Raw genomic sequence first — 25,793 nt, forward strand, 5'->3', positions numbered from 1 at the left:
TCAGTACACAACCTACCGGTAAAGCCCTTTTCACTACGCTCCCGTAACTTTTAACAATATCCCAGGCATCACCGTCATAGCACGCAGCCGCCGCGACAAATTTGGTGCCGTCAATAACTGATCCCCCACCCACTGCAAGCAGAAAATTGACACCTTTATCCTTAACAAGCGCAACAGCTTCCATCAACGTTTCATAATGTGGATTAGCCTGGACTCCTCCGAACTCATAAACCGTATAGTTTTTCAGCGAATCCCGTACCTTTTTCAGCGTGCCATTACGGTTAACACTCCCTCCGCCGTAAACAATCATTACGGTTTTATCACCCGGAATTTCATTACCAATTGAGGAAATCTGATCATGGCCAAAAATAATTTTGGCCGGGTTATGAAAAATAAAATTTTGCATAATTAGACCTTGTCAATACATGCGGATAAGTAAATAAAATCGCGTCTATTTCGCTTATAGCACTCAGGCAGATAAATGGCCGACTAACTCGCTACTCAAATGATTCATTCTTTCGGGAGAAACATTCACGGCATTATAAATCACCAGTGGCTGGAGATATTTCATTCCTACATATAGTGCAGAGGCTTTCATCGGAGCCAGTACGTCAGCCATGCTACTTTTAATAAGTCCGTCTGCTGAATACATTTGCTCCGCGGCACCGGCTGAAGTGACTACCATCATTTCCTTGTTCTTCAGTGCATGACCATCAGGACCAAATGCCCACCCATAACTCCAGACCTCGTTTAAATAAGATTTGAGATTGGGGGTAAGGTTAAACCAGTGTGTCGGATACATAAATATGACCCTGTCAACGCCATCATACGCATCTTGTTCTTCAGCAATATTAAATACGATGTCCCGTGTAGCATAAATAGCTTCGAGATCCCGGACAACAACATTCACCATCGATTCTGCTGTTTCTTTTAGCGCTTTAATAACATGGGAATATTCGGGATAAGGATGAGAAACAATCACTAAGGTTTTCATATTGATACCTTTTATCAATCAATCTTCAATTCATTAATTGATGACATAAAATTATCTATTACCCGCTATTAACTCATGATAAGTTAATAGCGGACTGAATATCCATACGGTAATACCTTCCCCCACATTTAACGCATGAATATTTTTAATGCGCTCTGCCATCTGAGTATCGTAGATTATAACAATGCAATGGCCTATATTTTCGGCCACCGCATCAGAGAACACCGGAAGGTATTATTGCTTATTTGTTAAGGTATTTATTAAAGAATGCTGTTATATCATTGAACGGGATTTTATCCATACGATCATACAAATCAACATGAGTGGCATCTTTAACAATCAGAAGCTCTTTTGGCTGATTCGCCGCTTCATATGCCGTTTTGGAGAAATAAAGCGAATGCGCTTTTTCACCATGAACAAACAGGACAGGACGCGGAGAGATTTCCTTAATATAGGTCATCAGGGGGAAATTCATGAAGGACATCGGTGTGGTCATTGACCATGAATTTCCTGAGTTGACCGCACGTGGGTGGTATCCACGCTTTGTCATGTAGTAGTCCGCATACTCCACCAGAAACTGCGCTTCGCCACCTTTGAGTTTATTGTAAGGAGGCTGATAGGCAGGTTTACCGTTTGCCGCATCTTCCCAGCGCTGAAGGCTCAGTTTCTCAAGCGTCTGCTCACGTTGTTCCGGGGTTACGCTGTCATTGTAGCCTTTCGACATAACCCGGCTCATATCATACATGGTGCTGGCAACAACGGCTTTTACGCGTTTATCAACGGCAACCGCGTTCAGTGCAATCCCGCCCATGCCACAGATACCGATTACACCGATACGTTCACGATCCACATAAGGTTGTAGCCCAATGAAATCGACCGCAGCCATAAAATCTTCGGTATTAATATCCGGCGAGGCTATATTGCGCGGTTCCCCGCTGCTTTCCCCGGTATAAGACGGATCAAAAGCCAGCGTCACGAATCCTCGCTCTGCTAACGTTTGCGCGTAAAGGCCAGAAGCCTGCTCTTTTACCGCGCCAAAAGGCCCAGAAATAACAATGGCAGCAAGTTTTTTGTTACCGCGATCTTTTGGAAGATACACATCTGCGGCCAGCGTAATGCCATAACGGTTTTTGAAAGTAACTTTTTGGTGATCCACTTTATCACTCCTTGGGAATGTTTTATCCCACGTCTGTACCAGACGTACTGGAGAAGCTGCTGTACCTGGCGCAGGCTGGGCGACCGCAGATTCTGCTGAAATCATGGCCAGCGCTCCGGCAAGGAGTGCGCCATTAAAAAAGCGCTTTGAAGATTTTATTGTCATGGTATTAAAACCTTTCATTCGTTGATAAGGAGGGCTATTTTTAAATCGCACGCATGAGTATTTCAGTCACAACATCCTGCGGATAAACACTGGTGATACCAAACGCCTTAATATTAATCTGGACGTTCTCTACGATGGCAGCGAGTTTTCTTCGGATTATCTTCCTTGCATTTGAATGCGTTCTTTTTCATCCCCGACTTAAATAGTGCAGTGTGATGAAATGGCTTACCGGTGAGGGTCTCATTCCGGTATTGCTATTTTGGATAGCTCTTAGGAAATGTGTTATTAAAATACTATGAGTTTTTTGCCTGATCCTATTAGCCTGTCGTGAAAGTGTATATTCCAGTTTTTTAAACTGATAAGTTAATGTCGTAAAGACGTGGCAAATGAGAGGCATTTCAAAATGGTTTTGGACAAATCGGTTGAAGATTTACTCGGGACGCTTTCCCGGGATATCGCGCAGCGCACGCCTAGTACCGGTGATTTCCCCACAGCAGTAGAAGGACTGGAATTATTCCGGCGGAACGAACCTGCTTCTCCAGTAAGCTGCCTGGTCCCTCCCAGTGTCGTTCTGGTGGTCGATGGTGCGAAAATCATGTGGATTGGGGGGGAGCCTTATAAATATGATGTGGAAAAATTCCTGATCACGTCTCTCGACTTGCCCGCAAGTTCAGAAGTGCTTAAAGCATCGTCATCCCGGCCCTGCGTCGGTATAGCCTATCAACTCGATCAGCGCGTATTGATGGAGTTAATTGCACAGGGAGGCCTGCCGCCAGCCAAAAAAAGAGACACCGGGGCAGGAGTCGGAATAGGTACCGTTACTGATGTTCTGTTAGAGCCTTTCTGCCGTCTGCTTTCATTGCTTGACGAGCCAGAAGCAATCCCGGTTCTTGGCCCACTTATTCAGCGGGAAATACATTACCGGCTTCTGATGAGTGACCAGTCCGATCATCTCAGGCAGATTGCGGCCGTAGACGGTAATGGCTACCGTATCGGCAAAGCTATTGACTGGTTAAAGACCAATATTGCATCGCCTTTACGTATCGAGGAACTTGCGAGTCGGGTGCAAATGAGTACGCCCTCTTTTCATCACCATTTCAGGCAACTTGCTGGAATGAGTCCACTCCGTTACCAGAAATGGCTGAGACTCAATGAGGCAAAACGACTGATGCTGAATGAGCACTATGATGTCACTACTGCAGCATTTGCTGTCGGTTATGAAAGCTTATCCCATTTCAGCCGTGAATATACGAGGATGTTTGGGTTATCCCCTAAAAGGGATATCACTGTTCTGAGAAAGTCAGTCAGTGAGCTTTAATATCCCACCGAACTATTGCCACGAACTGCATGTTTAACATAGCGCTATTGTCAGGCATATATGACAACAAAATTAAGCACTCATAGGATCGGACAAATAATTTGTCGTATTTGTGTATTTTATGCTACCGCAAGTATGTAAATTGCTCTTTAGTCAGATTATCCGAAGAAACCCACTAGCATCCTGCGGTAATTAAGAAAGGTTTCTCTGACTGACGTCAGTCCTTACCAGAATACATTCTGCCTCTCTTTCAGAAGCAGAAATCTAACCCGGTCAAACTTATGAGCAGGAGTATATTGATGGATGATAAAAAGAATCTCAGCCGTCGCGAGTTTGTTGTTCGTTCTGGTGCGGTAATTGGGGCAGGAGTATTGCTGAGCACTCCTCTTGGTTCACTTGCAGCAGACACAAATGGTTCGAGAGTAAGAACGCGCGGTTACGCGGCTTTTGACACCTCGGGGAAACTTGCACCCTGGTCCTTTGAACGCAGAGCCGTTGGCGACAACGATATTCTGATTGAGACAAAATATGCCAGCATTTGCCATTCTGATATTCATCAGATGAAAGGACACTGGGGTGTTCAAAAGTACCCTCAGGTTCCCGGACATGAAATTGTAGGCATTGTCGCTGCGGTTGGAAAGAATGTCACCCGGTTTAAAGTCGGTGATAGAGCAGGTGTTGGATGTATGGTTAACAGCACGCTGCCAAACTCACAGTTGATGAGCCTGGAGAATACAGAACAATACAGCCCGGCTACTGTATTTACATATGGTTTCCCTGAAAGTGATTCCCCGACGGGAATTTCTCAGGGCGGATATTCCACAAACATCGTGGTACGGGATCATTTCGCTGTCCATATTCCGGATAACATCAGCTTTCAGGAAGCAGCACCGTTGCTGTGCGCAGGAATAACCACATACTCCCCGCTCATGAAGGCAGGTATCGTCAAAAACATGAAGGTAGGAGTGGCAGGAATTGGTGGTCTGGGCCACATGGCCATAAAACTTGCTGTTTCCAAAGGAGCCGAGGTATACGCTTTTACAACCACACCGTCAAAAGCCGACGACATTCTTTCATTCGGGGCCAAAGAAGTTATTGTGGTCGATAGCCCGGAAAAATTCAAAGCTTATCAGGGAACGCTGGATTATATGATATCCACGATCCCCTATCAGTATGATGTCGCGGCCTACGCATCAGTCGTGAAGCCATACGGGACATTCACTCAGGTCGGGATGCCTGAAGGTTTTCAGATTACACTTAATGCACTTGGGCTTGCTGCATCAAGGGTTAATTTCAACGCGTCAATGATAGGCGGCATGAAAGAAACTCAGGAAGTGGTTAATTACTGTTCACAAAACAAAATATTGCCCACAATTCAGATTATTAAAGCTGATCAAATTAATGAGGCGTGGGATAACGTCTTTAATAAGAAAGCGCGATATCGCTATGTTATAGATGCATCGACAATTTAATATTAAATATTATTCAGAATAAGAAGTCCCTTCCCTTTCAACGTAAATTAATTTTATTTTGGATGTAGATATCCACCCTCGTTCGTAATGAAAATAACCCTCTTTTTTTCGGGGCCTGTGCCCCTTTTTTTTTGATGTTCTGCATTAAAGGTAGTCACAATGAAAACAAAACATTCAAAAATAAATCAACCAACTTTGAATGATGCTAATACCGTAAATGACTCTAACTGGAATGGCGTATTTGCTATTTCACTCTGCGTTTTTGCCCTGATTGCTTCAGAGTTCATGCCCGTCAGTCTGTTAACGCCGCTTGCCAGAGATTTAGGGATCACTGAAGGCACTGCCGGCCAGGGAATGACGATTTCAGGGATCTTTGCCGTCGTGACAAGTCTTACCGTACGCAGGCTCGCTGGAGGGCTGAACCGTAAGTTTCTTTTACTGGCATTAACCGCCCTGATGGGCATATCGGCCATGATCGTCGCTCTGGCGCCTAACTTTGCTGTCTATATGTTGGGCCGCGCGCTGATCGGTGTGGTGATTGGCGGCTTCTGGTCAATGTCTGTCGCCACAGCTGTAAGACTGGTACATATCAGCCACGTTCCGCGTGCGCTGGCCGTTTTCAATGGCGGAAATGCCCTGGCGACGGTAGTGGCCGCTCCACTTGGTAGCTATCTTACGGCTGTCATCAGCTGGCGAGGTGCATTTCTGTGCTTAGTGCCTGTAGCTATGGTCACGTTCGTCTGGCAATGGGTAAGCCTCCCCTCCATGGAAACTGGCAAGTCCCGTAATACTGGCTCAACCATTGCCTCGCTTTTACGGAAGAAAAATGTCGCAATGGGTATGTGCGCCGCCGGTATCTTTTTTATGGGGCAATTTACTCTTTTTACCTATGTCAGACCTTTCCTGGAGAATGTCACTAAAGTTAATTCAGGCTCAGTAACGCTGATATTGTTAATGATTGGAATAGCAGGAGTCGTGGGAACGACGGCGGTTGGGTTTGTGATCAAAAACCGCCTCTATCAGACACTCATTACAATACCGCTGGTTATGGCTTCAGTTGCAGTGATTCTTATCCCCATGGGTAACAACGTACTGGTAGTATGTGTTTTATTGGGGGTATGGGGTGTGCTGTCAACAGCTGCACCGGTAGGATGGTGGAGTTGGGTTGCTCATGCGACTGCATCTGATACTGAATCAGGTGGAGGTCTGATGGTTGCTACAGTCCAGTTTTCGATTGCGCTAGGTTCTACGTTGGGTGGGGTTTTGTTTGACCAGTTTGGTTTTCAGAGCACGTTCGGACTGAGCGCAGGGATACTCATCATCTCAGCAGTGTTGGCTCTGTGGGCATCGAAGCAAAAATAATGCGTTAAAACTTGAGATGCTGATGCAAACGTTTTTCAGCATCGGCTTGGGTGCAGCACTATCACGCTGCACCCACCTACCCTTTACTCCAGCGCCAGCAGCGCGAAACTGGCCAGCCAGTGGCCGCCGCTATAATGGCTTCCCACTACATGTTCTACGCTTGCCGCAAGATGGCGTTTCACAGCATCGTTCAACGCTTTTTGCCCGGCATGATTTTCCGGTAACGCCTGCGCGATATGTTTCATGCACCAGGCGCGGCTGAGATTTAGCCCGTCAAGATGGGCAATTTTCGGATCGGTACGGTCGCTGACTTCCGCCGGATTCATCAGCGCCGAAACCGACGCCACATCCGGTAAGAACGCATCGAACCAGGCCGGGAAATTGGCGGTGACTTTACTCATTAACAACGCTTCGGTCAGCGCGCCCGAAATATACTCATCGCCGCCTGGCTCATAGTGCGCAGGATAATCGGTATCTGCCAGATAATAGCGGTTTGCAGCATCCAGAATGGCCTGCTCAAGCGGCCGATCCGCAAGCGCACGGGCGTAATCCAGCGCCAGTGCCAGCGCAAACGCCGTGTTGTAATGCGTGCCAACACGGATGGGATACGTCAACTTGCTGAGATAATCCACCAACCTGTCGCGAATATCCTGGGTTAAAGGCTCCAGCACCTGATGCCAGCCTTGCGCATGCGGCAGTGATGAGTGCTTCAGTTCCTGAGCCAGCGCCAGCAGCCAGCCGTAGCCATAAGGGCGCTCAAACGAGGCGCGGAACGGCGCGTTAAAATAGGCCACTTCCTGCGCCACCTTCTCTTGTGTCAGGTGCTCATCAAAAAGCGCGGTGATCTCCGATTTGCACGCCAGATCCGGGTAAAGACGCACGCAGCGCAGCAACAGCCAGTAACCGTGTACCGCGGAGTGCCAGTCAAAGCAGCCGTAAAAGATGGGATGCAGTTCCCGTGGCGGCAAGACATCACCATCATCATTAAGCAAATGCATAATGTGATTCGGGTATTCCTGACGTAAATAGGTTAATGGCATGCGGGCAAAGGCTTCTGCCTGATGTTGAGTTAATTGCATAACTGCTCCTTAATTCGTTGCCGCGCTTAGCGAAACACGAGGAAATACATTAAGAACACGTTAACCACCAGCAGGGTTAACGCCGTCGGGATCTGAATCTTAATCACCTGGTATTTATCTTTCAGTTCCAGTAACGCGGCGGGAACGATATTAAAATTCGCCGCCATCGGCGTCATCAACGTGCCGCAATATCCCGCGTACATACCAATCGCCAGCAAGGGGGCCGGGTTTCCGTGATGCACATTAATCAGGAACGGCAAGGCGATACCGGCACTCAGCACAGGAAAAGCGGCGAAGGCATTACCCATAATCATGGTGAAGAGCGCCATGCCAATGCAGTAAATCACCACCAGCATGAAGCGGTTATCCGGATTCACAAACAGGCTCACCACCTTTTGCACCGATTGGCCCGTATCAGCCACCACAAATACGCCGCCCAGCATGGCGAGCATTTGCGGAAGGATCACCGCCCAGCCAATGGTATCCACCAGGCGCCGGGACTGGCGAATAGCATGCAGCGGCGTTCCGCGCGTCAGCCACCAGCCCGTCAGGATCGCGGCGACGCAGGCGACGCATAAAGCAGCCAGCGTGAGTTGTTTCTGGTCGAGCAGATAAACGCCGCCAACAGCAACCCCTTTCAGGAATAACGTCCCCACCACTGTCACTACCGGGATCATCAGCGCTGGCAAGAAAAGCCAGTTTTTCAGGCGATTCGAGGAGGCAATGCGTTCAGCCTCGGTAGACATTTTGTAATGCCCTTTTCCAACCAGGCCAAACCCTGCAAGCAGAGCGATGACAATAACGCCGCCGCCAATAATTCGGTAGGCCAGTGATTTACCCAGTTCCTGAACCATCAGATCGCCAAACAGAAAAATCCCGCCAAACAAAAACCAGAACAGCGCCGTCGTAAAGCGCTTAGGATTGCCGCGATCCCGTAATGTCATGATTACCAGCAGCATCACGACAAAACCAATCAGGTAATAAACGCGGTTAATGGTCATCAACGTCATCATTGAACGATCTCCTGCGCGCCCTGCTCTGCTTTCCATGCCATCACATCGCGACGGATGCTGGCATCCAGACGCAGCAAGCGCGTCATATGAATAATCAATGCCGAAAGCGCGGTGGGAATGGCCCATAAGCCGATATGCAGCGGTTCAATCCCTTCAATACCGTTCTCCTTCAGGAACGCATCGATCAGTAACACCGCGCCGAAGGCGATAAAGATATCTTCACCAAAGAAGACCGCAATGTTGTCGCACGCGGCGGCATGCGCTTTGATTTTGTCGCGGATATGTTGGGGTAATTCGCCGTATTCATTTAACGCGGCGCCTTCGGCCATTGGCGCCAGCAGTGGACGAACCGTTTGCGCATGCCCACCAAGCGACATCAAGCCCAGAGCCGCCGTTCCCTCACGCGCGACAAAATAGAGCATCAAAATCCGTGCCGATGTCGCGCTGGCAATCTTTGCCACCCAGGCCTGCGCTCGCTCTTTCAGACCGTAATACTCCAGCAGTCCGATAACCGGCAGGATCAAAATAAAGGTGGCCAGCGAGCGGCTATTGACGAACTTTTCGCCAAAGGTTTCCAGCAGCGTCCCGAAATCCATTCCGACTAACAATCCGGTAGTCAACCCTGCAACAACGACCACCAACAGCGGGTTGAAGCGCAGTGCAAAACCAATAACCACTATCGGTATGCCGATAAGTGGCAGCAGTGTAGAACCGTCCATAACGTTTACCCTATCTAAAGTGAGCGTTGCGCGCCGATGGCGATTTTTTTAATACTTCGTATTCAAACGAAGCGAGGTGCATTGCGGCGAGCGATGTTGTGTATTGCGACAGCCCTGCGGTGTTCACAGAACCGGTATGAAAAGCTATATCTGAACCGCAAAAACATGTAAACGATTTATCAATAAAATGTTCTTATTTTATCGCTTTCCGTTTACATTTTTGGCTAAGAGTCACACTCCAGTAAGGAACCTTATGAACTCAAAAAAGAGCGCCACATCAACGAATAGAGACGATATTGCGGATGGCCGTATCGTCTCTTCACGCCATCTGGTTTCCGAACGCTGCGCTGAATTATCGGAGCTGGAGTATGCATTGATCATGACCAGCAACGCCTTCAACAAATGGATGGTGCGCTGTATGACCGCAGCAGGTGAACCTGATATGGGGGCTTTTGATGTCTCACTTCTGCATCACGTGAATCATCGCAATCGCAAGAAAAAGCTGGCAGATATCTGTTTCGTCCTGAACGTAGAAGATACGCATGTGGTGACCTACGCCCTGAAAAAGCTGATCAAAGCAGGCTACGTGACGAGCGAAAAAGCCGGAAAGGAACTCTTTTTCTCCACGACCGATGAAGGAAAAGCGTTATGCATGAAATACCGCGATGTGCGTGAAGCCTGCCTGATCAGTATTCATGCGGAAAGCGGGATCCCGGGGCAATCCATTGGCGAAACGGCGCAACTTTTGCGCACCATCTCATCCCTTTACGACACGGCCGCCCGCACCGCCGCGTCGCTGTGAAACATTGCCCGCCTCTCCCCCGGAGAGGCCGTTTTCAGCGGTTTATCACCTGTGAGGTATCACCGGCAAAAAAACGCACCACGTTATCGAAGGCCGTTTTGAAATATAACTCATAGCTGGCTGTTTCCACGTAACCCAGATGCGGCGTACAGAGCACATTCGGCATTTCCAGGTAAGGGTTATGCGTATCGTATACAGGCTCTTGTTCGTAGACGTCCAGCGCGGCATATCCGGGGCGCCCCTGGCGCAGCGCGTGGTAAAGCGCGCCTTCGGCAACCAGTTCAGCACGGCTGGTATTGACGAATAACGCATCCGTTTTCATCAGTGCGAGGTCGGCGGAAGTGATATTGCCTTCCGTTTGCGCCACCAAACGTTGATGCACGGTGATCACATCGGAAGTTGCGAAAAACTGCTCGCGATTTTCCGGCACCTGCAACCCAGCGGCACGTGCCTCTTGCTGCGCACGCTCGCTTCCCCACACCTGAACCTGCATGTCAAATGCCTGCGCATAGCTGGCAATTCGCTTACCGATTTTGCCGTATCCAAGGATCCCTAAAACCTGTTTATTCACCGCCGATCCGATTTCCGTTTGCCAGCGCCCCTCTTTCATGGCATTCACCGAAGAAACGAATTTTCTTCTGGATGCCATAATCAAGAGCCACGTTAATTCAGCGGGTGCCACCGGAGAACCGACACCTTCGACAACAGCGACACCGGCCCGCGTGCAGGCGTCAATATCCACATTTCTTGCCAGCTTACCCGTTTGGCTAATTAACTTCAGATTCGGTGTGCGGCGCAAAAACGCCTCATCAACAACGGTTCTTTCCCGGATGAGGATTAATGCCTGGGCGTTGAATAACGCGCTCTCTGCCTGCGTCTCTTTGCTTAAATCGCCCAGCGCAGAACAATGGAATTTATCATTCTGCCGCAGAAAACTGAGCTGCTGCGTGGCAAGCTGATAGTCGTCCGGAATTAACACCTGAATAGCCATTCTGCCCTCTCAATGTTGAATGATGTACCAACCGCTCAGTGCAACACCTGCAGTAATAACCCCTCCAGCCACTGCGTAAATACGCGCACTTTCGGTGAGATATGGCGATGCGGATAGAGCATCGACAATTTTCGCGCGGGAACCGGATTTTGCGGCAAAACTTCGATCAGCCGTCCATCATCAATATGAGGACGTAAAAAGAAATCCATGCCCTGCAACAGCCCAACCCCGGCCAGACCTGCCGCCACGTACACTTCTGAATTATCCAGCACCAGCTTACCCGGAAGGTGAATTTCTTCTATTCCGGATGGCGTCTGAAATACCCACGGCATAATTTGCCGGTTGCTACTGTTAACCCAGTTCACGCCCTGATGATGCTGCAAATCCTCCAGCGTTTCCGGTATGCCATGTTCCGCCAGATAAACGGGGCTGGCGCAGGTGACCAGCCGGATATTACCCAGTTTCCGGGCAACATAATCCCCCTCCTCCAGCGCCCCCATGCGCAATACACAATCCAGACCATCACGCAGCATATCTTTACGGCGATCTGAACTGCTGAGAATAATTTCGATGCCGGGATAGCGACGATAAAAATCCGGCAGATTGGGCGCGACCAGCAAAGCGGCAATGGCAACCGGCATATCGACACGCAACGGCCCGCAGAGCGGGCGTCCCGCGGCAAACGATCCCAGCAAATCATCGGTTTGCTCCAGCAATGGCTTGCTGTTGCGATAAAACTCCTCGCCTTCTGGCGTCATATTGATGCGCCGCGTGGTCCGGTGCAACAGGCGCACGCCGCAGTGCTGTTCCAGTTGCTGTAAGGCTTTGGTCACAGCGGGACGGTGGATTTGCAGGTTTTCCGCCGCCTGCGAGAAACTGCCCGTCTCCACGATCGCAATAAAGATCCGCATTAATTCGTAGACATTGATTTGCATAGCCCGCTTCTTTACAGGAAGGAATACCTCTTATTGTTACTTATTTCGTAATAGTGATGAAGCGTATTGACCATTTTTAATAATAAATACGCCGCTTAGAATGGCGCTATTCCGGAACACAATCCGTCAGGGTACTGATCAACAGCGGATTATACCGGCCTGTCGCTATCTTTTTTTAAGGAAACAGACGATGCAAAATCACAGTGTCAGCAATATTCTCGGTATCGAAAAAAGCGTTATTCAGGGGCCGCTCTCATGGCTGACCGATGCCCGCCTGGTAGCGGCGGTCAGTAATGCCGGTGGTCTGGGCGTGCTGGGGCCAAACGCCGGCCTGACTGCGGAAACCGCCGTCTCGACGCCGGAAGCGACAGCTGAAAAAATGCGCGAAGAGATTCGCAAAACCAAAATGCTCACCGAGAAACCCTTCGGCGTTAATCTGATCCCGGCGATTGAAAATGACATCTGGACGCCGCCCATGCTGCAGGTAATAAAAGAAGAAGGCGTGCAGGCCGTGGTGTATACCGGCTACGGCAAAGACGTGGTGATCCCTGCACTGTTTGATGAACTGAAAGAAGCAGGCATTAAAATCATCTACCGGGATATCAATCCCACGCCTGAAAACAGTCGCCAGGCTGAAGAGGCCGGTGCCGATATTATCGTCGCGACAGGGTTTGATGAAGGCGGAACACTGCCGGGTACCGCGCTAGGCACTTTTTCCATCGTGCCGCTGATTGTCGATGCGGTGAAAAACGTTCCCGTGCTGGCTGCGGGGGGTATTACCGATAACCGCACTGCCCGCGCCGCTCATGCCCTTGGCGCGCAAGGGGTGTTTGCCGGTTCAGTGTTTATCAGCACCCATGAGAGCCGCGTACCGCAATCGGTGAAGGACAAAATCGTCGCGGCAAACGGGCTGGATATGCTGCTGTTTCGCACCCTTCCTGACTACTACCGTTCGCTGCCCGGAAAGCTGGCGGAAAAACTGGTGCAAATGGACAAAGCCGGAGCCAGCCGGGAAGAGATCGCCGCCGCGATGGGCGGCGTGAGCAGCTTACGCGTCGGTATGCTGGAAGGTAACAGCGACGAAGGTTATATCGCGCTCGGTACCGGGATCGGCAGCATCCGCAGCGTGAAAAGTGTCGCTGAAGTGGTGAATGAATTAAGCGTCTGACGCTTTCCCGCCGCTAACGGCGGCGCTCCTTTCGCCTGTTCCGTCATCGCCGGAATGGGCGAACCGCTGCCGGATAGATCGATATCAACATCCCCGCCCGCGCGATGCTACAAAATGTCCTGGCCGCATAACGACGCAACCCTTTGAGGCCTTAAATGTTTTCCGCTTTACTTGTCAGGAATCCACGCGCTTGCCTGTTGATCCTTATGTTGCTGCTGATGAATATCGCAGCCTGGGGTTGGGCATTTTTCACCTTTGGCGACAGCGCCTCGCTGATGGCGGCAAGCCTGCTGGCATGGTGCTACGGCTTACGCCATGCGGTGGATGCCGACCATATCGCTGCCATCGATAATGTCACGCGTAAAATGATGCAGCACGGGAAAAGATCGTGCAGCATCGGTACCTGGTTCTCGCTGGGGCACTCCACGATTGTTATTCTCGCCACCATTGCCATTGCGGCAACCGCCACGGCGTTTCGTCATCACATGGCGTGGCTGCATGAAACTGGCGGAATGATTGGCACCAGCGTATCGGCTTTTTTTCTGATCATTATCGCGCTGGTGAATTTACTTATTCTCAGTAATGTCTGGCGCGCTTTCCGGCAATTCAAAAGCGGTGATAAATCGCTTCCCGACGAAACAATTTCATCCGGCGGCGTAATGAGCTGGATCTTTCACCGGACATTCCGCCTGGTGTCGCAAAGCTGGCATATGTACCTTGTCGGTTTTTTATTCGGCCTGGGGTTTGATACCGCCACTGAAATTGGCGTACTGGGCATTTCCACCGCCGGTGCGTCAAATGGCATGTCGGTGTGGTCTATTCTGGTATTTCCGGCACTCTTTACCAGCGGCATGGCGTTAATCGATACGCTGGATAATATCCTGATGGTCGAAGCCTATGGCTGGGCATTCAGCAAACCGCAACGCAAACTCTATTACAATATGACCATCACCGGCACATCGGTTATTGTCGCGTTATTTATCGGCGGCAGCGAAGCGCTGGGGCTAATCGTGGATAAGCTTGATTTACATGGTAAATTCTGGGATATCATCGCCGTGATGAACGATAACCTGAGTAACGCCGGGTTTTTCGTGGTCGGATTGTTTATTCTCTGCTGGCTGCTTTCTGTGCTGAACTATCGGTGGAAAGGTTACGATGCGCTTTTTACGGATGAACAAACACCGCTGTAAACAGAAATAAAGGAAATAATAACAATGGAGAAGTTAATGATGCTGGCGCTGCTGGTCAGCGTTGCAACAGGATGCACGCCGCTTCACCCGACGGATTGCCTGAAAAAAAGTGCCTTAGAGTCCTGCGCTTATAATCGTTCCGGCAACGTTACCGATACGGATATTTATGGTCAACAAGCGGCCGGAATTAAAAATGCGCTGGATTCCGCCCTCGCCGATCGCCATGCATGGAAAGGCAAAACCTGTACTGTGCATCTCGATTTTAACTATGACGGTAAATTGCAAAATATGGTTATCAGAGGTGGTGATAAAGAGTATTGCGCAGCGCTGGAAGCGGCGGCGAAAAAAGCCGTCTTCCCGCCTTTCACCGATCAGAAAGTCTACGATGTGATGAGCTCCGCACGCTGGAATATGCAGGGCTACTAAAAAAGGATAAAAAAAAGCCGACAACATTGTCGGCTTTAATATTGCACTACATGTTAAGCGTTAAGCAGTTGCTCTCCGCAGGCTTTTACGCTTGCCAGCAGAACTTTAACATCCTGCAGACACACCGTCGGGTTCAGCAGCGTCAGCTTCAGGCAGGTAATGCCATCAGCTTCCGTTACCCCAACGTTCGCCGCCCCGGAGGCCAGCAACGCATCACCAATGCGCTGGTTCAGCAACGCAACGGCGGACATATCATCGTTTTGCGGGCGGAAGCGGAACAGCACACTGGCAAGCTGAGGTTGCATCACCAGTTCCAGCTGCGGCTCCTGCGCGACAAATTCCGCCACCTGCTGCGCCAGCGTTACGCCATTATCAATGATTTCGGCGTACTGCTTTTTACCCAGCGCTTCAAGGCCCATCCACAGTTTCAGCGCATCGAAACGGCGAGTGGTTTGCAGTGATTTCGAGACCAGGTTCGGTACACCATGCTCTTCGTCAAAGTCCGAGTTCAGATAAGCCGCCTGGTAACGCATCAGTTGATAGTGACGCGGATCTTTCAGCAAGAACGCGCCGCAGCTGATGGTCTGGAAGAACTGCTTGTGGAAATCGAGCGTTACGGAATCCGCTAACTCAAGGCCATCCAGGTAGTGACGGAATTTCTCAGACAGCAGCAACGCGCCGCCCCAGGCCGCATCCACGTGCATCCAGGTCTGGTATTCCGCCGCCAGTGCAGCAATCTCAGCTAACGGATCGATAGCCCCGGCGTCGGTCGTACCTGCGGTTGCAACAATCGCCAGAACCTGTTCGCCGTTCGCTTTCGCCTGCGCCAGCTTCGCCGCCAGATCGTTGAGATCCATGCGGGAGAACTCATCCGTCTTCACCAGCGTCACGGAGCGATAACCCAGCCCCATCAGCGCCATGTTTTTCTGCACGGAGAAGTGGGCATTTTCAGAGCATAATACTTTGATTTTGCTCAGATCGCCTGTTAAGCCATCCTGCTGAACAGAGTGGCCCTGGCGCGCAAAAAACGCATCGCGAGCCAGCATCAACCCCATCAGGTTGCTCTGGGTGCCGCCGCTGGTGAACACCCCGGCATCGCCCGGCTGGTAACCCACCTGGGTGCGCAGCCATTCAATCAGCTTGATCTCAATGATGGTGGCTGAAGGGCTTTGATCCCACGAATCCATGCTCTGGTTGGTGGCGTTGATCAGCACTTCCGCCGCCTGGCTGATCACCAGACTCGGGCAGTGCAGATGCGCAACACACTGCGGGTGATGCACAGAAAGACTGTCTTTCAGGAAGTACTCAACGGCGCGCTCAATCGCGGCCTGGTTGCCCAGGCCCTGAGAGGTAAATTCTAAATTGATGCGCTCACGCAGCTGCTCAACCGTTTTGCCCTGGTACATCTCAGGTTGTTTCAGCCACTGCACAACCGCTTTTGTGCTCTGCTCAATGGCGTCCTGATAGGCGGCAATACTTTGCGCAGAACCTGAAAGAATCGGATTTACATCAGACATTCAATTGCTCCGATTAAACAGGCTTAACGCCGGCTGCCAACAACGCGTTCTCAAACTTGTCGAGGAAGATTTCCAGCTCGTCATTGCTGATCAGCAGCGATGGCAGCAGACGCAGCACGCAACCGTTACGGCCGCCGCGCTCCAGAATCAGACCATTTTCGAAGCATTTTTTCTGCAGCAGCGCTGAAAGCTCGCCGTCTGCCGGGTAGCAACCCATGTGATCCTGCGCTTCGTTCGGCTTGACGATTTCAATACCAATCATCAGGCCCAGACCGCGCACGTGACCGATAACCGGGTAACGTTTTTGCAGCCCGGCCAGTTTGTCTTTCAGCCAGACGCCCTGCGCTGCCACTTTGTCGGCAATACGGTCGTCTTTCAGGATTTTCAGCGTCGTCAGACCGGTCGCCATCGCCAGCTGGTTGCCGCGGAACGTCCCGGTGTGGTGGCCCGGCGCCCATGCGTCGAACTGTTTTTTGATACCCAGTACGGCCAGCGGCAAACCGCCGCCAACAGCTTTAGACATCACAATGATATCCGGCTCAATACCGGCGTGTTCGAAGGCGAACAGTTTACCGGTACGGGCAAAGCCCGCCTGCACTTCGTCGATGATCAGGACAATGCCATGTTCCTGCGTTACTTTACGGATGCGCTGTAACCACTCGACCGGCGCCGGATTCACGCCGCCCTCGCCCTGCACGGCTTCGAGGATCACCGCAGCCGGTTTACGCACGCCGCTTTCAACGTCGTTGATCAGGTTTTCGAAGTAGTAGGTCAACGCTTTCACGCCAGCTTCGCCGCCGATACCCAGCGGGCAGCGGTATTCGTTCGGGTAAGGCATGAACTGCACTTCCGGCATCATGCCGTTAACCGCTTCTTTCGGCGACAGGTTGCCGGTGACCGCCAGCGCGCCGTGGGTCATACCATGATAACCGCCGGAGAAGCTGATCACGCCGGAACGGCCGGTCACTTTTTTCGCCAGTTTCAGCGCGGCTTCAACCGCATCCGCACCGGAAGGACCGGTGAATTGCAGGCAATACTCTTTGCCCTGGCCCGGCAGCAGCGACAGCAGATAAGCAGAGAACTCATCTTTTAACGGCGTGGTCAGATCCAGTGTATGTAACGGTAAGCCGCTGGTAATGACACTTTGGATGCTTTGCAGAACTTCAGGATGGTTATGACCCAGAGCCATGGTTCCTGCACCTGCGAGGCAGTCAAGATATTGATTATTTTCGACATCGGTGATCCAGACGCCCTGCGCTTTTGCAATTGCCAGAGGCAATTTACGCGGATAGCTCCTTACATTGGATTCAAACTCGGCTTGTCGTGCCAGGAAGGTTTCATTGTTCTGAGGTAATGAATTTGCATTCAAAGTATCAATACGGACTTTATCCGTCATCATATCACTCCTACAACCAGCGCGATGTTTCACCCTGATTGAATAATGGTTTATGGGATTTGCTCAAAAAAAAACGCGGCTAATATATGTTTTTTTAACGCCGGACTCAATCTTTTATTTTCAAGGGCACTTATCGATAATTACCTTTAAAATCAATAAGAAAAATAACATCTGCGCAGAATTTGCGTTACTTCAATTGTAAGCAATTCTGTTACAAATACCAAAGCGGAGCGCCAACAAAGGATAAAAGGCCTGGAATTATCGCTTTGCGCGCTGGCTTTTTATCCTGCAAAGCGCGGTATCGCCATTAATAATGGCGAAAATTAACGGCTAACGCGTTATTTTTCAGTTCTGGTGCATAAAGCGTAAGGAAAATATCGATTCAGCCGGGCAAATCACTTAATATGCCCGCTCCAAATTTCCCTGTGCGGCGAAACATTGTACAAAGCGCGGCGCACTGTAAACAGGAAGTCAACGATTTAAGCCATAAAGCGCATCACCCGATAACCCGTGACAGGCAATACCGGTTATCGACAACGGGAGCAAATCCTGGGTTGTCATCAGAAATGTTCGCGGGCGGACATTTCGTAAGGCAAATACCACCGGGCAGCCGGACTGGTTATTTCACCTTATGCCGAGAATGAAAATTTTCTTGCCATGAATTAATGGCGCCCTGATATGAGATTGTTATGACTCGCACTTTTCCACACATCGTCGTTGCTAAATTCGGCGGCACCAGTGTTGCTGACTTTGACGCGATGAGCCGTAGCGCCACCATCGTTCTTGCCGATAAAGATGTCCGTCTGGTTGTTCTGTCTGCGTCTGCGGGCGTGACCAATATTTTAGTCGAGCTTTCTGCCGGTCTGGAAAGCCGCGAACGCCTGGACAAAATCGAAACCCTGCGCACCATTCAGTACAACATTATCTCCCGCCTGAAACAGCAGGATGCTATTCGCCAGGAGATCGACCACCTTCTCGACAACATCAGTCGCCTGGCGGAAGAAGCCTGTACCGCCCGCTCGGCCGCGCTCAGCGATGCGCTGGTCAGCCACGGCGAATTGATGTCCAGCCTGCTGTTTGTCGAAGTGCTGCACGAGCGCGATGTCGAGACCGAATGGTTTGATGCCCGCAAAGTTATTCGCACCACTGACTGCTTTGGTTGCGCAGAACCGGTGCTGGATGCAACGGCAGAACGCGTTGAAAGGCGGCTGCGTCCGCGTATCGAGCAGGCATTAGTGGTCACGCAGGGGTTTATTGGCCGCGAGGCGAATGGTCAAACGACTACGCTGGGCCGCGGCGGCAGTGATTACACCGCCTCGCTGCTGGGTGAAGCGCTACACGCTGCGCGTGTGGATATCTGGACCGACGTCGCCGGGATCTACACGACCGATCCGCGTATCGTCTCCCAGGCGCAACGCATTGAGCAGCTCTCATTTTCCGAAGCCAGCGAAATGGCGACCTTTGGCGCAAAAGTGCTGCATCCGGCGACACTGCTGCCAGCAATGCGCAAAAATATCCCGGTCTTTGTCGGTTCAAGTAAACACCCTTCAGCCGGTGGCACGCTGGTCTGCCGCGAGGCCGAAAACCCGCCGCGCTATCGCGCGCTGGCCGTTCGCCGTCAGCAGACGCTGATGAAATTACACTGCGAGCAGGGGCAGCCCGCCTGCCACTTTTTAGCGGATACCTTCGCGCTGCTGGCGCGCCACGATGTGGCGGTCGATTCCATCACCACCTCAGAAACCAGTATCGCGCTGATCCTGAACGCCACCAGTGCCACCTCCGGTGAATCGAACCTGCTGACCACCTCTCTGCTCACCGAGTTGTCGTCGCATTGCCGCGTGGAAGTGGAAACCGGCCTTGCCTTAGTCAGCCTGATCGGTAATTCGCTGTCGCAGGCCGAAGGCGTTTGCCATGAGGTGTTCGCCGGGCTGGAAAATCATCCCGTGCGGCTGATTTGCCACGGCGCGTCGTGCCACAGTCTCGGTTTCCTGCTGCCCGCAGAGGCCGCAGACGACGCGGTAAAAGCCTTACACCGCCGTCTGTTTGAATAACGGCGATTGACAAGCTCCGCGCTTAAGCCCGGCGTAGTGCTGGCAGACAACCCGCTCTGCCAGCACGAAAAAGAAGACACGGCCTGTTCCACTGGCCGCCCGGACGAACGGATCGTCGGGCATTGCCGCTTTACACGCTTTCTTGTACCCTTCCACGCAACCTATCTCACCTGTTGAAAAGCAGAAATTACCGGACTTCACATGGCTGCTCACACGTCGAAAGATCCCCTGCATGGCGTCACTCTGGAGATGCAAATCAACGCGCTGGTCGCCCGTTACGGCTGGAACGAACTGGGTAAACGCATCAATATTAATTGCTTTAAAAACGAACCAAGCGTTAAATCCAGTCTCAAGTTTCTGCGCCGGACGCCCTGGGCGCGCGCAGAAGTCGAGGCGCTATATCTGGATTCCCTGGATGATGTCGCCCCGGTCAACAAGGATGAGCCCACCTTCAATCCGTGGACCCGCAGTCGAATCATCAATAAGAGCTAATAAGATGTCCCTTAAAAAGTCAGTCGTCCTTTTTGCTACTGCGCTTTTACTGGTCAGTTGTTCCTCCAAACCGCCTAAATCTCTTGTCACGCCGCTACCGCCGGTGGCGAAACAGCCGCTGCCTGCAACAGGAAAAAATTCACAGCCGGTACGCGGCGTCTGGCTGGCGACGGTTTCCCGCCTCGACTGGCCGCCGGTCAACTCGGTGAATGTCAGCAGCGCCGATACGCGCATTCGCATGCAGCAGCAGGCGCTGGTGCAAAAACTGGATAAACTCAAAAGCCTTGGCATAAATACCGTCTTTTTTCAGGTGAAGCCGGACGGCACCGCGCTGTGGCCCTCTAAAATTTTGCCGTGGTCCGACATGCTGACCGGTACGATTGGTCAGGATCCTGGCTACGATCCGTTGCAGTTTGTGATTGATGAAGCACACAAACGCGGCATGAAAGTGCATGCCTGGTTTAACCCGTACCGCGTGGCGGTTAACACGCAGCCTGCAACCATCGCAGCGCTTAACCGCACGCTCCCTTTGCACCCGGCCAGCGTCTTTGTGCTGCATCGCGACTGGATCCGCACCGCCGGTGACCGGCTGGTGCTCGATCCTGGCATTCCCGATGTGCGCGACTGGATCACCAGCATCGTGGCTGAAGTGGTTGCCCATTACCCTGTCGATGGCGTGCAGTTTGATGACTATTTCTATACCGAAACGCCCGGTTCGCAACTGAATGACAACCAGACCTTTCAGCAATATGGCCAGGGTTTTAGCGCCAAAGCGGACTGGCGGCGCAACAACACCCTGCTGCTGATTGAGCAGGTTTCCCGCACCATTAAACAACTGAAACCGGGCGTTGAATTTGGCGTCAGCCCTGCCGGGGTATGGCGCAACCGCTCTTTCGATGCGGCGGGTTCCGACACGCGCGGCGCGGCGGCTTACGATGAATCCTTCGCCGATACCCGTCGCTGGGTGCAGCAGGGGTTGCTGGATTATATCGCCCCGCAAATTTACTGGCCCTTCTCGCGCAGCGCTGCACGGTATGACGTACTGGCAAAATGGTGGGCCGACGTCGTCAAACCCACCCATACGCGCCTGTATATCGGTATCGCGCTGTATAAAGTGGGTGAACCGTCGAAGATGGAGCCGGACTGGATGGTCAACGGCGGTGTACCGGAGCTGAAAAAACAGCTCGATTTAAACGAATCGCTACCGCAGATTAGCGGCACGATTTTGTTCCGCGAAGATTACCTGAACCGGCCGCAGACGCAGCAAGCGGTCAACTATTTGCGGGAGCGCTGGGGGGAATAACCCCCGCTGGTTAAGAGGGTGAGTCACGAAGAGGCGTTGCATGCTGGATTTAATCAAAGAAAATAGTGTCCTGGTGTCAGTCATTTCATTATGCGTGGCCACCCTTTCGCTGACGCTGAATAAAAAGACCTCCCGCATGACCAGCTACAATTCGCGCGGGAACTATATTGTCTATTTCAGCAAGATCTCGGGGTTGAAAAAATTTTTCACCTCCTCTGGCTTCAGCGTAAAAATCTATAATTCCGCCTTATCCGATATTATCGAGCTCGATCATAAAATTCATATCACCCCGCTGCTCGGCGGTATCCGCCGGGCGCAGATTTTTGACGGCCTCGAAAACCGCAATAATCTCGGCATCAGCAAAACGATCTATCCGGCATTTAAACGCGCGCGGAAAATAAAATTTCCGCGCCGTTATGCCCACGATGATCTTTATAGCTTTCATAGCTCGCCGTTTTTCGCCTGGTTTTCAGCCAGCGGTAAACATGCGGCATCCGCCAACCCGGTAGACAGAAAACTCAACCGATACCATAGCTATATCGAAATTACGGATTACTCTGGCCACAGCGAAATCTGGTATTTCTCCTTTTCATTACACTTATCTAATCTCGATACCGATTTTGTAAAAAGCGACAACTGGAAACGGCTCAGGGCTGATGAATTGAGTCATTTTAAATATTATCGCTTTGCGGATTTCACGGTTCTTGCGCCTGTCGATCTGTATAAAAATCTTGCGACCGCTTTAACGCCGCAAAAACCTTTATCAGAAATTCGCGGTTGCAATGAGGAATATGAAAACTCAGACAGGCTCATGCAAAGCGGTTATGAATCATTAGAGTACGAACTGCAACAATATGAGCTGCGGGAGTATTACTATTTCCTCAGCAAGATAAAGCAGCACCTCAGTTTTTAAGCATTAACCGCACTTTCACGGCATTTCATGCTTCATGGCTCTTCCGTCAGCGCCTCGTAAACGCTGCGCAAGCGCGAGCGTAAATACAGCACGGCTTTGTGTTTGCGGGAAAGTAACGCCTGCTGGCTGGCACCACTCTCCTCCGCCAGTTCTTTATAGCTGTAGCCGTAAAGTTCTGTTTTCTCGAACACCTCGCGCTGTGCGGACGGCAGCTCGGCCAGCGCCTGCTCCAGTTCCTCCCACAGCAGCGTTTTCAGGTATTCCTCTTCCGGGGTTTGCGGCACACCGAACAACGTTTCCGCCAGTTCATCTTCGGCAACATCTCCCTCATCATCAGTGAAAAAACGGGATAACGGCAGTTCCCGTTTTTTGCGCGCCCGATCAGTCATTTCATTGCGCGCTGCGCGAAACAACCAGGCCGCGACATTCTCCACCGGCTGCTCCACCTGCATCAGTTGATATGTCACTTCCTGCAGGATATCGTCGGCATCGTCCCTAACCGCAGTGCGGCCACGGATAAAGGCTTTCAGCCGCGATCGGCAGGCATTAAGCGCTGCCATGAGCAGTGATTCTCCCGCCACACTGGCTTTCATTGTGTTCACTCTACGTCCGGTGTTTTCGGGCGGTTATCATCAGGCTGAGCGCGATCTTCCGCCTGCTCATCGCGATGTCCGCGCCAGCCACAGTGTCCACGATGTCCGTGACGACCAAAGCCGTCGCGACGATGGCGAATAAACTCTTCGCGCTGTTCCGGCGTCATCTGCATCCAGCGCTCATGCATACGGCGATGCGCCCGCGCCATGCCAAACATCCCCGGCCGAAAACCGAGTCCGCCGAACAAAATGCGGCACAGCACCAGCACGCCCAGCGCCTGCCAGAAGCCAATGCTTTTTACCCCGAGGATGGCGGGCAACAGCGCATTCCACAGCGACATTACCAGCAGCCCCAGTATGACGACCAGCGCCACACCGAAAATCACATGTTTCACCATGCGATGGTGGCCAAAACCGTGTCCACGAGTGTGCCCATGCATATCAAAATCTCTCATTATTTTATTACTCCATCAGATTAGCGAAGAAATGCTTGCGATGAAGTAGACGAATGAGCGGTAAAAATATTGCTAAAAAAATGGAAAAATGCGAAACAAAGGCACCGTATTCAGGCTGGAGACTTCAGCAAACTCCATTTTTCCTGCATTGCATCCAGGAACGCCCGACGGCTGGACATCTCATCGCGGTCGGCGATCGCCACAATTTCAGCCAGCATTCTTCTGCTCAGGATGCGGGCTGTGTTTTTATGCTGGTGTGAAATGGTGGTCATCTCACGGCCATGGACATACTCACTGCGTAAGTGATAAAGCGCATTCATCTCCTCCACGACAGAGAGATCCCCCAATAATCCCGCCAGGCGTTGCTTTAATTTAAGGCTCGTTGCGTGTCGTTCGCCCATACAGGCGTCAATAACGATCATATGAGCAAGGAATTCATCAATCCCATGTGAGAGAAACGCTTTTACAAAATGGTGCCTGGCCGCCTCATTGATTAAACCGTTATGCATCGCCAGCGGAATGTTATCGAGTTGCTGTTCCGCAAGCCAGGGCTGTAACCTGGCGTCATGCAAAAGCGGCAGCTCCAGCGGTATTTCGCGATCTATCACTTTGCCGTGACCATCCGAGAAAGCCTGATAATCCCAGGTCAGTATTTCCGCCCCGGGCAGCGCCGGTTGATCGGCGAAAATATCGTTTTCAACGGTATAAACCCAAGGGATCGTAAAGGCGCGCCATTCAATATTGATCTCTTCGCGCCACGATTCCCACGGCGCTAACAACAGCGCAAAAATGGCGTCCTCTACCGCCTTCGGATAGCGATACTCATAAGGCGTGATCGCGCCATAATCGTCTTTAAAGCCATCCTGTAGAAAACGGTAAGTCCGTGCAGGAATATCTCTATCAAGGTTCACTTCCTCGCGTATCACCAGCCAGGTAAAGCGCGTCAGACGATCGATATCGTCAGTTTTATGGGGATAGAGGCGGTTGAGCTGCGCGAAATTGACAAGTTGACGCAGCTCCGGCGGCGTAAACATGTTGATTTCCGCATGACTAAAGGTGGCAAGCTGAATATTCGCCGCACAATCCAGAGGACACAGGTAAATTTTGGTGGTCTTTTTCTTGTGTAATTCATGGTGCAATAAGCTGGCGGCTTCAGCCGGATCGCTAACTAAATATTGTTGTTCGGGGGTAAAAAAACATGGCGCCCCCAGCGTACGTAGTGCCCTAACAAAAGGAAATTGAGAAAATTGCCCTGCAATTATGGTGTCATAATGCTGGATGCAGTACTGGATTAATGCGCGAAATTCTGCACTTTCAGTCAGCATGTTCAGATCTGTTTGCGCAGGCAAAGACCAGACGCCAGCAACGGCTGTCACAAGCTCTGGCGGAGGGGATATTGTCATATTGGCTCTCCGTATCATCTCGCCAAAAAAGCTGACTTTTACAGGGTTAAGCAGATGACTCCTGAGTGCGCAGAGGAATTTATCATCCTGCAGCCTATTTCTTTTAAAAGCGTCTATTGATAATGTTTTTTTGCCAGCGGCATACGATGTTCTTTATTCCAGTCAAACGTATCGGAATAACACTGCCAGTAGCCATAATTAAATGTACCGCTCATTATAAATATCCTTATAATAATCGCTGTTCTGTGTTTTATAAAAATCAACGAGAATAATGCATCCCGAAACTTCCTTACTGCTTATGACAGATAAGTATTTTCTAAAGCATTGCTAAAATCAAGGAATTATGAGCGATACGAAATTTACCGAACAAGCAGAAACCGCGATAACGAAAAAAACTGGCATACCGGAGGATGTGGCAATGCGTTTATTTTTTCTTGTACACATCGGCGGTGGCATGGATCTTTTTCCTGGTCTGATCCGACGTGACAATATAGATATCACCGCCCTTTTCATCCGCCAGTTTGCTCAGCGCATGACGGGCGTCCATTGGCGACATCTCATCAGAGGTGGTAATTTCGCCAATCTTTTCATATTGCGAAGAAACTTTGTCAAAGTCTGCCTTTTCCATCAGTTTCGCGGCCCAGGCATTACTGGCTAATAATGTTAACGCGCTAATAATCACTAAACTTTTTTTGTTCATCACCGCATTCTCCAGATCGTTTATGAGATTGTTGTAAATAACAGAAAAGCACAGTCGATCATTTACTCTATAACAGTAGTCGAAGAATAAAAGATTACAATATAACCACTCAATGGACGTATTTAATCCACAGAGCCAGGTAAATAAATAAAACATGCATCTCAAATATCATATACAATA

At 50.8% G+C, this 25,793-nt stretch carries 25 protein-coding genes; 11 read left to right on the top strand and 14 right to left on the bottom strand.

Translation table 11 applies throughout. The features are described 5' to 3' along the window. From DK872_RS27630 to DK872_RS20080, 3 genes are all read right to left on the bottom strand, one after another. A partial coding sequence (locus DK872_RS27630) for an iron-containing alcohol dehydrogenase (protein ID WP_237656226.1) occupies positions 1–406 on the bottom strand: 406 nt, incomplete at its 3' end. 63 nt (positions 407–469) lie between these two features. Beyond that, entirely contained in the window at positions 470–994 is a 525-nt protein-coding gene (locus tag DK872_RS20075; protein ID WP_161518756.1) for an NAD(P)H-dependent oxidoreductase, read from the bottom strand. 241 nt (positions 995–1,235) lie between these two features. After that, entirely contained in the window at positions 1,236–2,333 is a 1,098-nt protein-coding gene (locus DK872_RS20080) for an alpha/beta hydrolase (protein ID WP_035885729.1), read from the bottom strand. Positions 2,334–2,718: 385 nt separating this feature from the next. On the opposite strand from DK872_RS20080, the gene DK872_RS20085 reads away from it, so the two are divergent. The 3 genes from DK872_RS20085 (at position 2,719) to DK872_RS20095 (ending at position 6,467) form a co-directional block, all read left to right on the top strand. Continuing rightward, positions 2,719–3,633, top strand: a complete 915-nt coding sequence (locus tag DK872_RS20085; RefSeq protein ID WP_161518757.1) for an AraC family transcriptional regulator — start codon at positions 2,719–2,721, stop codon at positions 3,631–3,633. A 299-nt stretch (positions 3,634–3,932) separates the two neighbouring features. After that, positions 3,933–5,105, top strand: coding sequence for an NAD(P)-dependent alcohol dehydrogenase (locus tag DK872_RS20090; RefSeq protein WP_007375025.1), 1,173 nt, complete (start codon positions 3,933–3,935; stop codon positions 5,103–5,105). Positions 5,106–5,264: 159 nt separating this feature from the next. Then, a complete protein-coding gene (locus tag DK872_RS20095; RefSeq protein ID WP_202626111.1) occupies positions 5,265–6,467 on the top strand; it encodes an MFS transporter in 1,203 nt (400 codons plus the stop codon). 83 nt (positions 6,468–6,550) lie between these two features. On the opposite strand, the gene DK872_RS20100 is transcribed toward DK872_RS20095, so the two are convergent. Genes DK872_RS20100 through DK872_RS20110 form a run of 3 tightly spaced genes read right to left on the bottom strand, consistent with a single transcriptional unit; the run spans position 6,551 to position 9,278 of the window. After that, positions 6,551–7,546 (bottom strand): DUF2891 domain-containing protein, encoded by a 996-nt coding sequence (locus DK872_RS20100; RefSeq protein ID WP_161518758.1) that lies wholly within the window; start codon positions 7,544–7,546, stop codon positions 6,551–6,553. 26 nt (positions 7,547–7,572) lie between these two features. Continuing rightward, the gene (locus tag DK872_RS20105) at positions 7,573–8,559 is read right to left on the bottom strand and encodes a DUF979 domain-containing protein (protein ID WP_007375022.1); all 987 of its coding nucleotides are present in this window, start codon (positions 8,557–8,559) and stop codon (positions 7,573–7,575) included. Then, on the bottom strand, positions 8,556–9,278 hold the full coding sequence (locus DK872_RS20110; RefSeq protein ID WP_007375021.1) for a DUF969 domain-containing protein: 723 nt from the start codon (positions 9,276–9,278) through the stop codon (positions 8,556–8,558). The genes DK872_RS20105 and DK872_RS20110 overlap by 4 nt, the downstream gene beginning before the upstream one ends. A gap of 253 nt (positions 9,279–9,531) precedes the next feature. On the opposite strand from DK872_RS20110, the gene DK872_RS20115 reads away from it, so the two are divergent. Further along, positions 9,532–10,080 (top strand): winged helix DNA-binding protein, encoded by a 549-nt coding sequence (locus DK872_RS20115; protein WP_079517934.1) that lies wholly within the window; start codon positions 9,532–9,534, stop codon positions 10,078–10,080. A 34-nt stretch (positions 10,081–10,114) separates the two neighbouring features. Here the strand turns inward: DK872_RS20115 and DK872_RS20120 are convergent, their stop codons facing one another. Both DK872_RS20120 and DK872_RS20125 read right to left on the bottom strand, forming a co-directional pair. Then, a complete protein-coding gene (locus DK872_RS20120; RefSeq protein WP_007375018.1) occupies positions 10,115–11,071 on the bottom strand; it encodes a D-2-hydroxyacid dehydrogenase family protein in 957 nt (318 codons plus the stop codon). 35 nt (positions 11,072–11,106) lie between these two features. Further along, a complete protein-coding gene (locus DK872_RS20125) occupies positions 11,107–12,006 on the bottom strand; it encodes a LysR family transcriptional regulator (protein WP_007375017.1) in 900 nt (299 codons plus the stop codon). Between the two features lie 190 nt (positions 12,007–12,196). Here DK872_RS20125 and DK872_RS20130 point away from each other — a divergent pair, with 190 nt between their 5' ends. The 3 genes from DK872_RS20130 (at position 12,197) to DK872_RS20140 (ending at position 14,790) form a co-directional block, all read left to right on the top strand. After that, a complete protein-coding gene (locus DK872_RS20130) occupies positions 12,197–13,174 on the top strand; it encodes a nitronate monooxygenase family protein (RefSeq protein ID WP_007375016.1) in 978 nt (325 codons plus the stop codon). A 155-nt stretch (positions 13,175–13,329) separates the two neighbouring features. Next, positions 13,330–14,364 (top strand): HoxN/HupN/NixA family nickel/cobalt transporter, encoded by a 1,035-nt coding sequence (locus DK872_RS20135; RefSeq protein WP_035885734.1) that lies wholly within the window; start codon positions 13,330–13,332, stop codon positions 14,362–14,364. 24 nt (positions 14,365–14,388) lie between these two features. Further along, positions 14,389–14,790, top strand: coding sequence for a cell envelope integrity TolA C-terminal domain-containing protein (locus DK872_RS20140; RefSeq protein ID WP_007375014.1), 402 nt, complete (start codon positions 14,389–14,391; stop codon positions 14,788–14,790). A 53-nt stretch (positions 14,791–14,843) separates the two neighbouring features. Here the strand turns inward: DK872_RS20140 and DK872_RS20145 are convergent, their stop codons facing one another. Beyond that, positions 14,844–16,307 (bottom strand): aspartate aminotransferase family protein, encoded by a 1,464-nt coding sequence (locus DK872_RS20145; protein WP_071920780.1) that lies wholly within the window; start codon positions 16,305–16,307, stop codon positions 14,844–14,846. A 13-nt stretch (positions 16,308–16,320) separates the two neighbouring features. Continuing rightward, positions 16,321–17,703: a diaminobutyrate--2-oxoglutarate transaminase gene (locus DK872_RS20150; protein ID WP_186298798.1), complete on the bottom strand. Its 1,383-nt coding sequence runs from the start codon at positions 17,701–17,703 to the stop codon at positions 16,321–16,323. Between the two features lie 689 nt (positions 17,704–18,392). Here DK872_RS20150 and lysC point away from each other — a divergent pair. From lysC to DK872_RS20170, 4 genes are all read left to right on the top strand, one after another. Then, on the top strand, positions 18,393–19,754 hold the full coding sequence (gene lysC / locus DK872_RS20155; protein WP_007375011.1) for a lysine-sensitive aspartokinase 3: 1,362 nt from the start codon (positions 18,393–18,395) through the stop codon (positions 19,752–19,754). A gap of 201 nt (positions 19,755–19,955) precedes the next feature. After that, positions 19,956–20,246 carry a VF530 family DNA-binding protein gene (locus tag DK872_RS20160; protein ID WP_035885737.1) on the top strand — a complete coding sequence of 97 codons (291 nt, stop codon included), beginning with the start codon at positions 19,956–19,958 and terminating at the stop codon, positions 20,244–20,246. Positions 20,247–20,250: 4 nt separating this feature from the next. After that, complete coding sequence (locus tag DK872_RS20165) at positions 20,251–21,549, top strand: glycoside hydrolase family 10 protein (protein ID WP_035885738.1); 1,299 nt, start codon at positions 20,251–20,253, stop codon at positions 21,547–21,549. Between the two features lie 40 nt (positions 21,550–21,589). Next, positions 21,590–22,462 carry a hypothetical protein gene (locus tag DK872_RS20170; protein ID WP_007375007.1) on the top strand — a complete coding sequence of 291 codons (873 nt, stop codon included), beginning with the start codon at positions 21,590–21,592 and terminating at the stop codon, positions 22,460–22,462. Between the two features lie 32 nt (positions 22,463–22,494). Here DK872_RS20170 and DK872_RS20175 read toward each other — a convergent pair whose 3' ends face one another. The 4 genes from DK872_RS20175 to yahO form a co-directional block, all read right to left on the bottom strand. After that, complete coding sequence (locus tag DK872_RS20175) at positions 22,495–23,055, bottom strand: RNA polymerase sigma factor (RefSeq protein WP_035885830.1); 561 nt, start codon at positions 23,053–23,055, stop codon at positions 22,495–22,497. A 5-nt stretch (positions 23,056–23,060) separates the two neighbouring features. Further along, positions 23,061–23,510, bottom strand: a complete 450-nt coding sequence (locus DK872_RS20180; protein WP_035885741.1) for a hypothetical protein — start codon at positions 23,508–23,510, stop codon at positions 23,061–23,063. A gap of 110 nt (positions 23,511–23,620) precedes the next feature. Beyond that, complete coding sequence (locus tag DK872_RS20185) at positions 23,621–24,913, bottom strand: hypothetical protein (RefSeq protein WP_071920778.1); 1,293 nt, start codon at positions 24,911–24,913, stop codon at positions 23,621–23,623. Between the two features lie 424 nt (positions 24,914–25,337). After that, the gene (gene yahO, locus DK872_RS20190) at positions 25,338–25,613 is read right to left on the bottom strand and encodes a DUF1471 family periplasmic protein YahO (protein WP_007374995.1); all 276 of its coding nucleotides are present in this window, start codon (positions 25,611–25,613) and stop codon (positions 25,338–25,340) included. Positions 25,614–25,793 lie beyond the last annotated feature (180 nt).

It is taken from the genome of Kosakonia sp. MH5 (assembly GCF_009935945.1).
In the GTDB taxonomy this organism is placed as follows: domain Bacteria; phylum Pseudomonadota; class Gammaproteobacteria; order Enterobacterales; family Enterobacteriaceae; genus Kosakonia; species Kosakonia radicincitans.

Coding starts and splice junctions, on each gene's coding strand:
- DK872_RS20170 (WP_007375007.1), top strand. CDS start 21,590: ATGCTGGATTTAATCAAAGAAAATAGTGTCCTGGTGTCAGTCATTTCA.
- DK872_RS20130 (WP_007375016.1), top strand. CDS start 12,197: ATGCAAAATCACAGTGTCAGCAATATTCTCGGTATCGAAAAAAGCGTT.
- DK872_RS20075 (WP_161518756.1), bottom strand. CDS start 994: ATGAAAACCTTAGTGATTGTTTCTCATCCTTATCCCGAATATTCCCAT.
- DK872_RS20100 (WP_161518758.1), bottom strand. CDS start 7,546: ATGCAATTAACTCAACATCAGGCAGAAGCCTTTGCCCGCATGCCATTA.
- DK872_RS20185 (WP_071920778.1), bottom strand. CDS start 24,913: ATGACAATATCCCCTCCGCCAGAGCTTGTGACAGCCGTTGCTGGCGTC.
- DK872_RS20180 (WP_035885741.1), bottom strand. CDS start 23,510: ATGAGAGATTTTGATATGCATGGGCACACTCGTGGACACGGTTTTGGC.
- DK872_RS20105 (WP_007375022.1), bottom strand. CDS start 8,559: ATGATGACGTTGATGACCATTAACCGCGTTTATTACCTGATTGGTTTT.
- DK872_RS20175 (WP_035885830.1), bottom strand. CDS start 23,055: ATGAAAGCCAGTGTGGCGGGAGAATCACTGCTCATGGCAGCGCTTAAT.
- DK872_RS20090 (WP_007375025.1), top strand. CDS start 3,933: ATGGATGATAAAAAGAATCTCAGCCGTCGCGAGTTTGTTGTTCGTTCT.
- DK872_RS20125 (WP_007375017.1), bottom strand. CDS start 12,006: ATGCAAATCAATGTCTACGAATTAATGCGGATCTTTATTGCGATCGTG.
- DK872_RS20150 (WP_186298798.1), bottom strand. CDS start 17,703: ATGACGGATAAAGTCCGTATTGATACTTTGAATGCAAATTCATTACCT.
- DK872_RS20110 (WP_007375021.1), bottom strand. CDS start 9,278: ATGGACGGTTCTACACTGCTGCCACTTATCGGCATACCGATAGTGGTT.
- DK872_RS20160 (WP_035885737.1), top strand. CDS start 19,956: ATGGCTGCTCACACGTCGAAAGATCCCCTGCATGGCGTCACTCTGGAG.
- DK872_RS20095 (WP_202626111.1), top strand. CDS start 5,265: ATGAAAACAAAACATTCAAAAATAAATCAACCAACTTTGAATGATGCT.
- DK872_RS20080 (WP_035885729.1), bottom strand. CDS start 2,333: ATGAAAGGTTTTAATACCATGACAATAAAATCTTCAAAGCGCTTTTTT.
- yahO (WP_007374995.1), bottom strand. CDS start 25,613: ATGAACAAAAAAAGTTTAGTGATTATTAGCGCGTTAACATTATTAGCC.
- DK872_RS20165 (WP_035885738.1), top strand. CDS start 20,251: ATGTCCCTTAAAAAGTCAGTCGTCCTTTTTGCTACTGCGCTTTTACTG.
- DK872_RS20120 (WP_007375018.1), bottom strand. CDS start 11,071: ATGGCTATTCAGGTGTTAATTCCGGACGACTATCAGCTTGCCACGCAG.
- DK872_RS20145 (WP_071920780.1), bottom strand. CDS start 16,307: ATGTCTGATGTAAATCCGATTCTTTCAGGTTCTGCGCAAAGTATTGCC.
- DK872_RS20085 (WP_161518757.1), top strand. CDS start 2,719: ATGGTTTTGGACAAATCGGTTGAAGATTTACTCGGGACGCTTTCCCGG.
- DK872_RS20140 (WP_007375014.1), top strand. CDS start 14,389: ATGGAGAAGTTAATGATGCTGGCGCTGCTGGTCAGCGTTGCAACAGGA.
- lysC (WP_007375011.1), top strand. CDS start 18,393: ATGACTCGCACTTTTCCACACATCGTCGTTGCTAAATTCGGCGGCACC.
- DK872_RS20115 (WP_079517934.1), top strand. CDS start 9,532: ATGAACTCAAAAAAGAGCGCCACATCAACGAATAGAGACGATATTGCG.
- DK872_RS20135 (WP_035885734.1), top strand. CDS start 13,330: ATGTTTTCCGCTTTACTTGTCAGGAATCCACGCGCTTGCCTGTTGATC.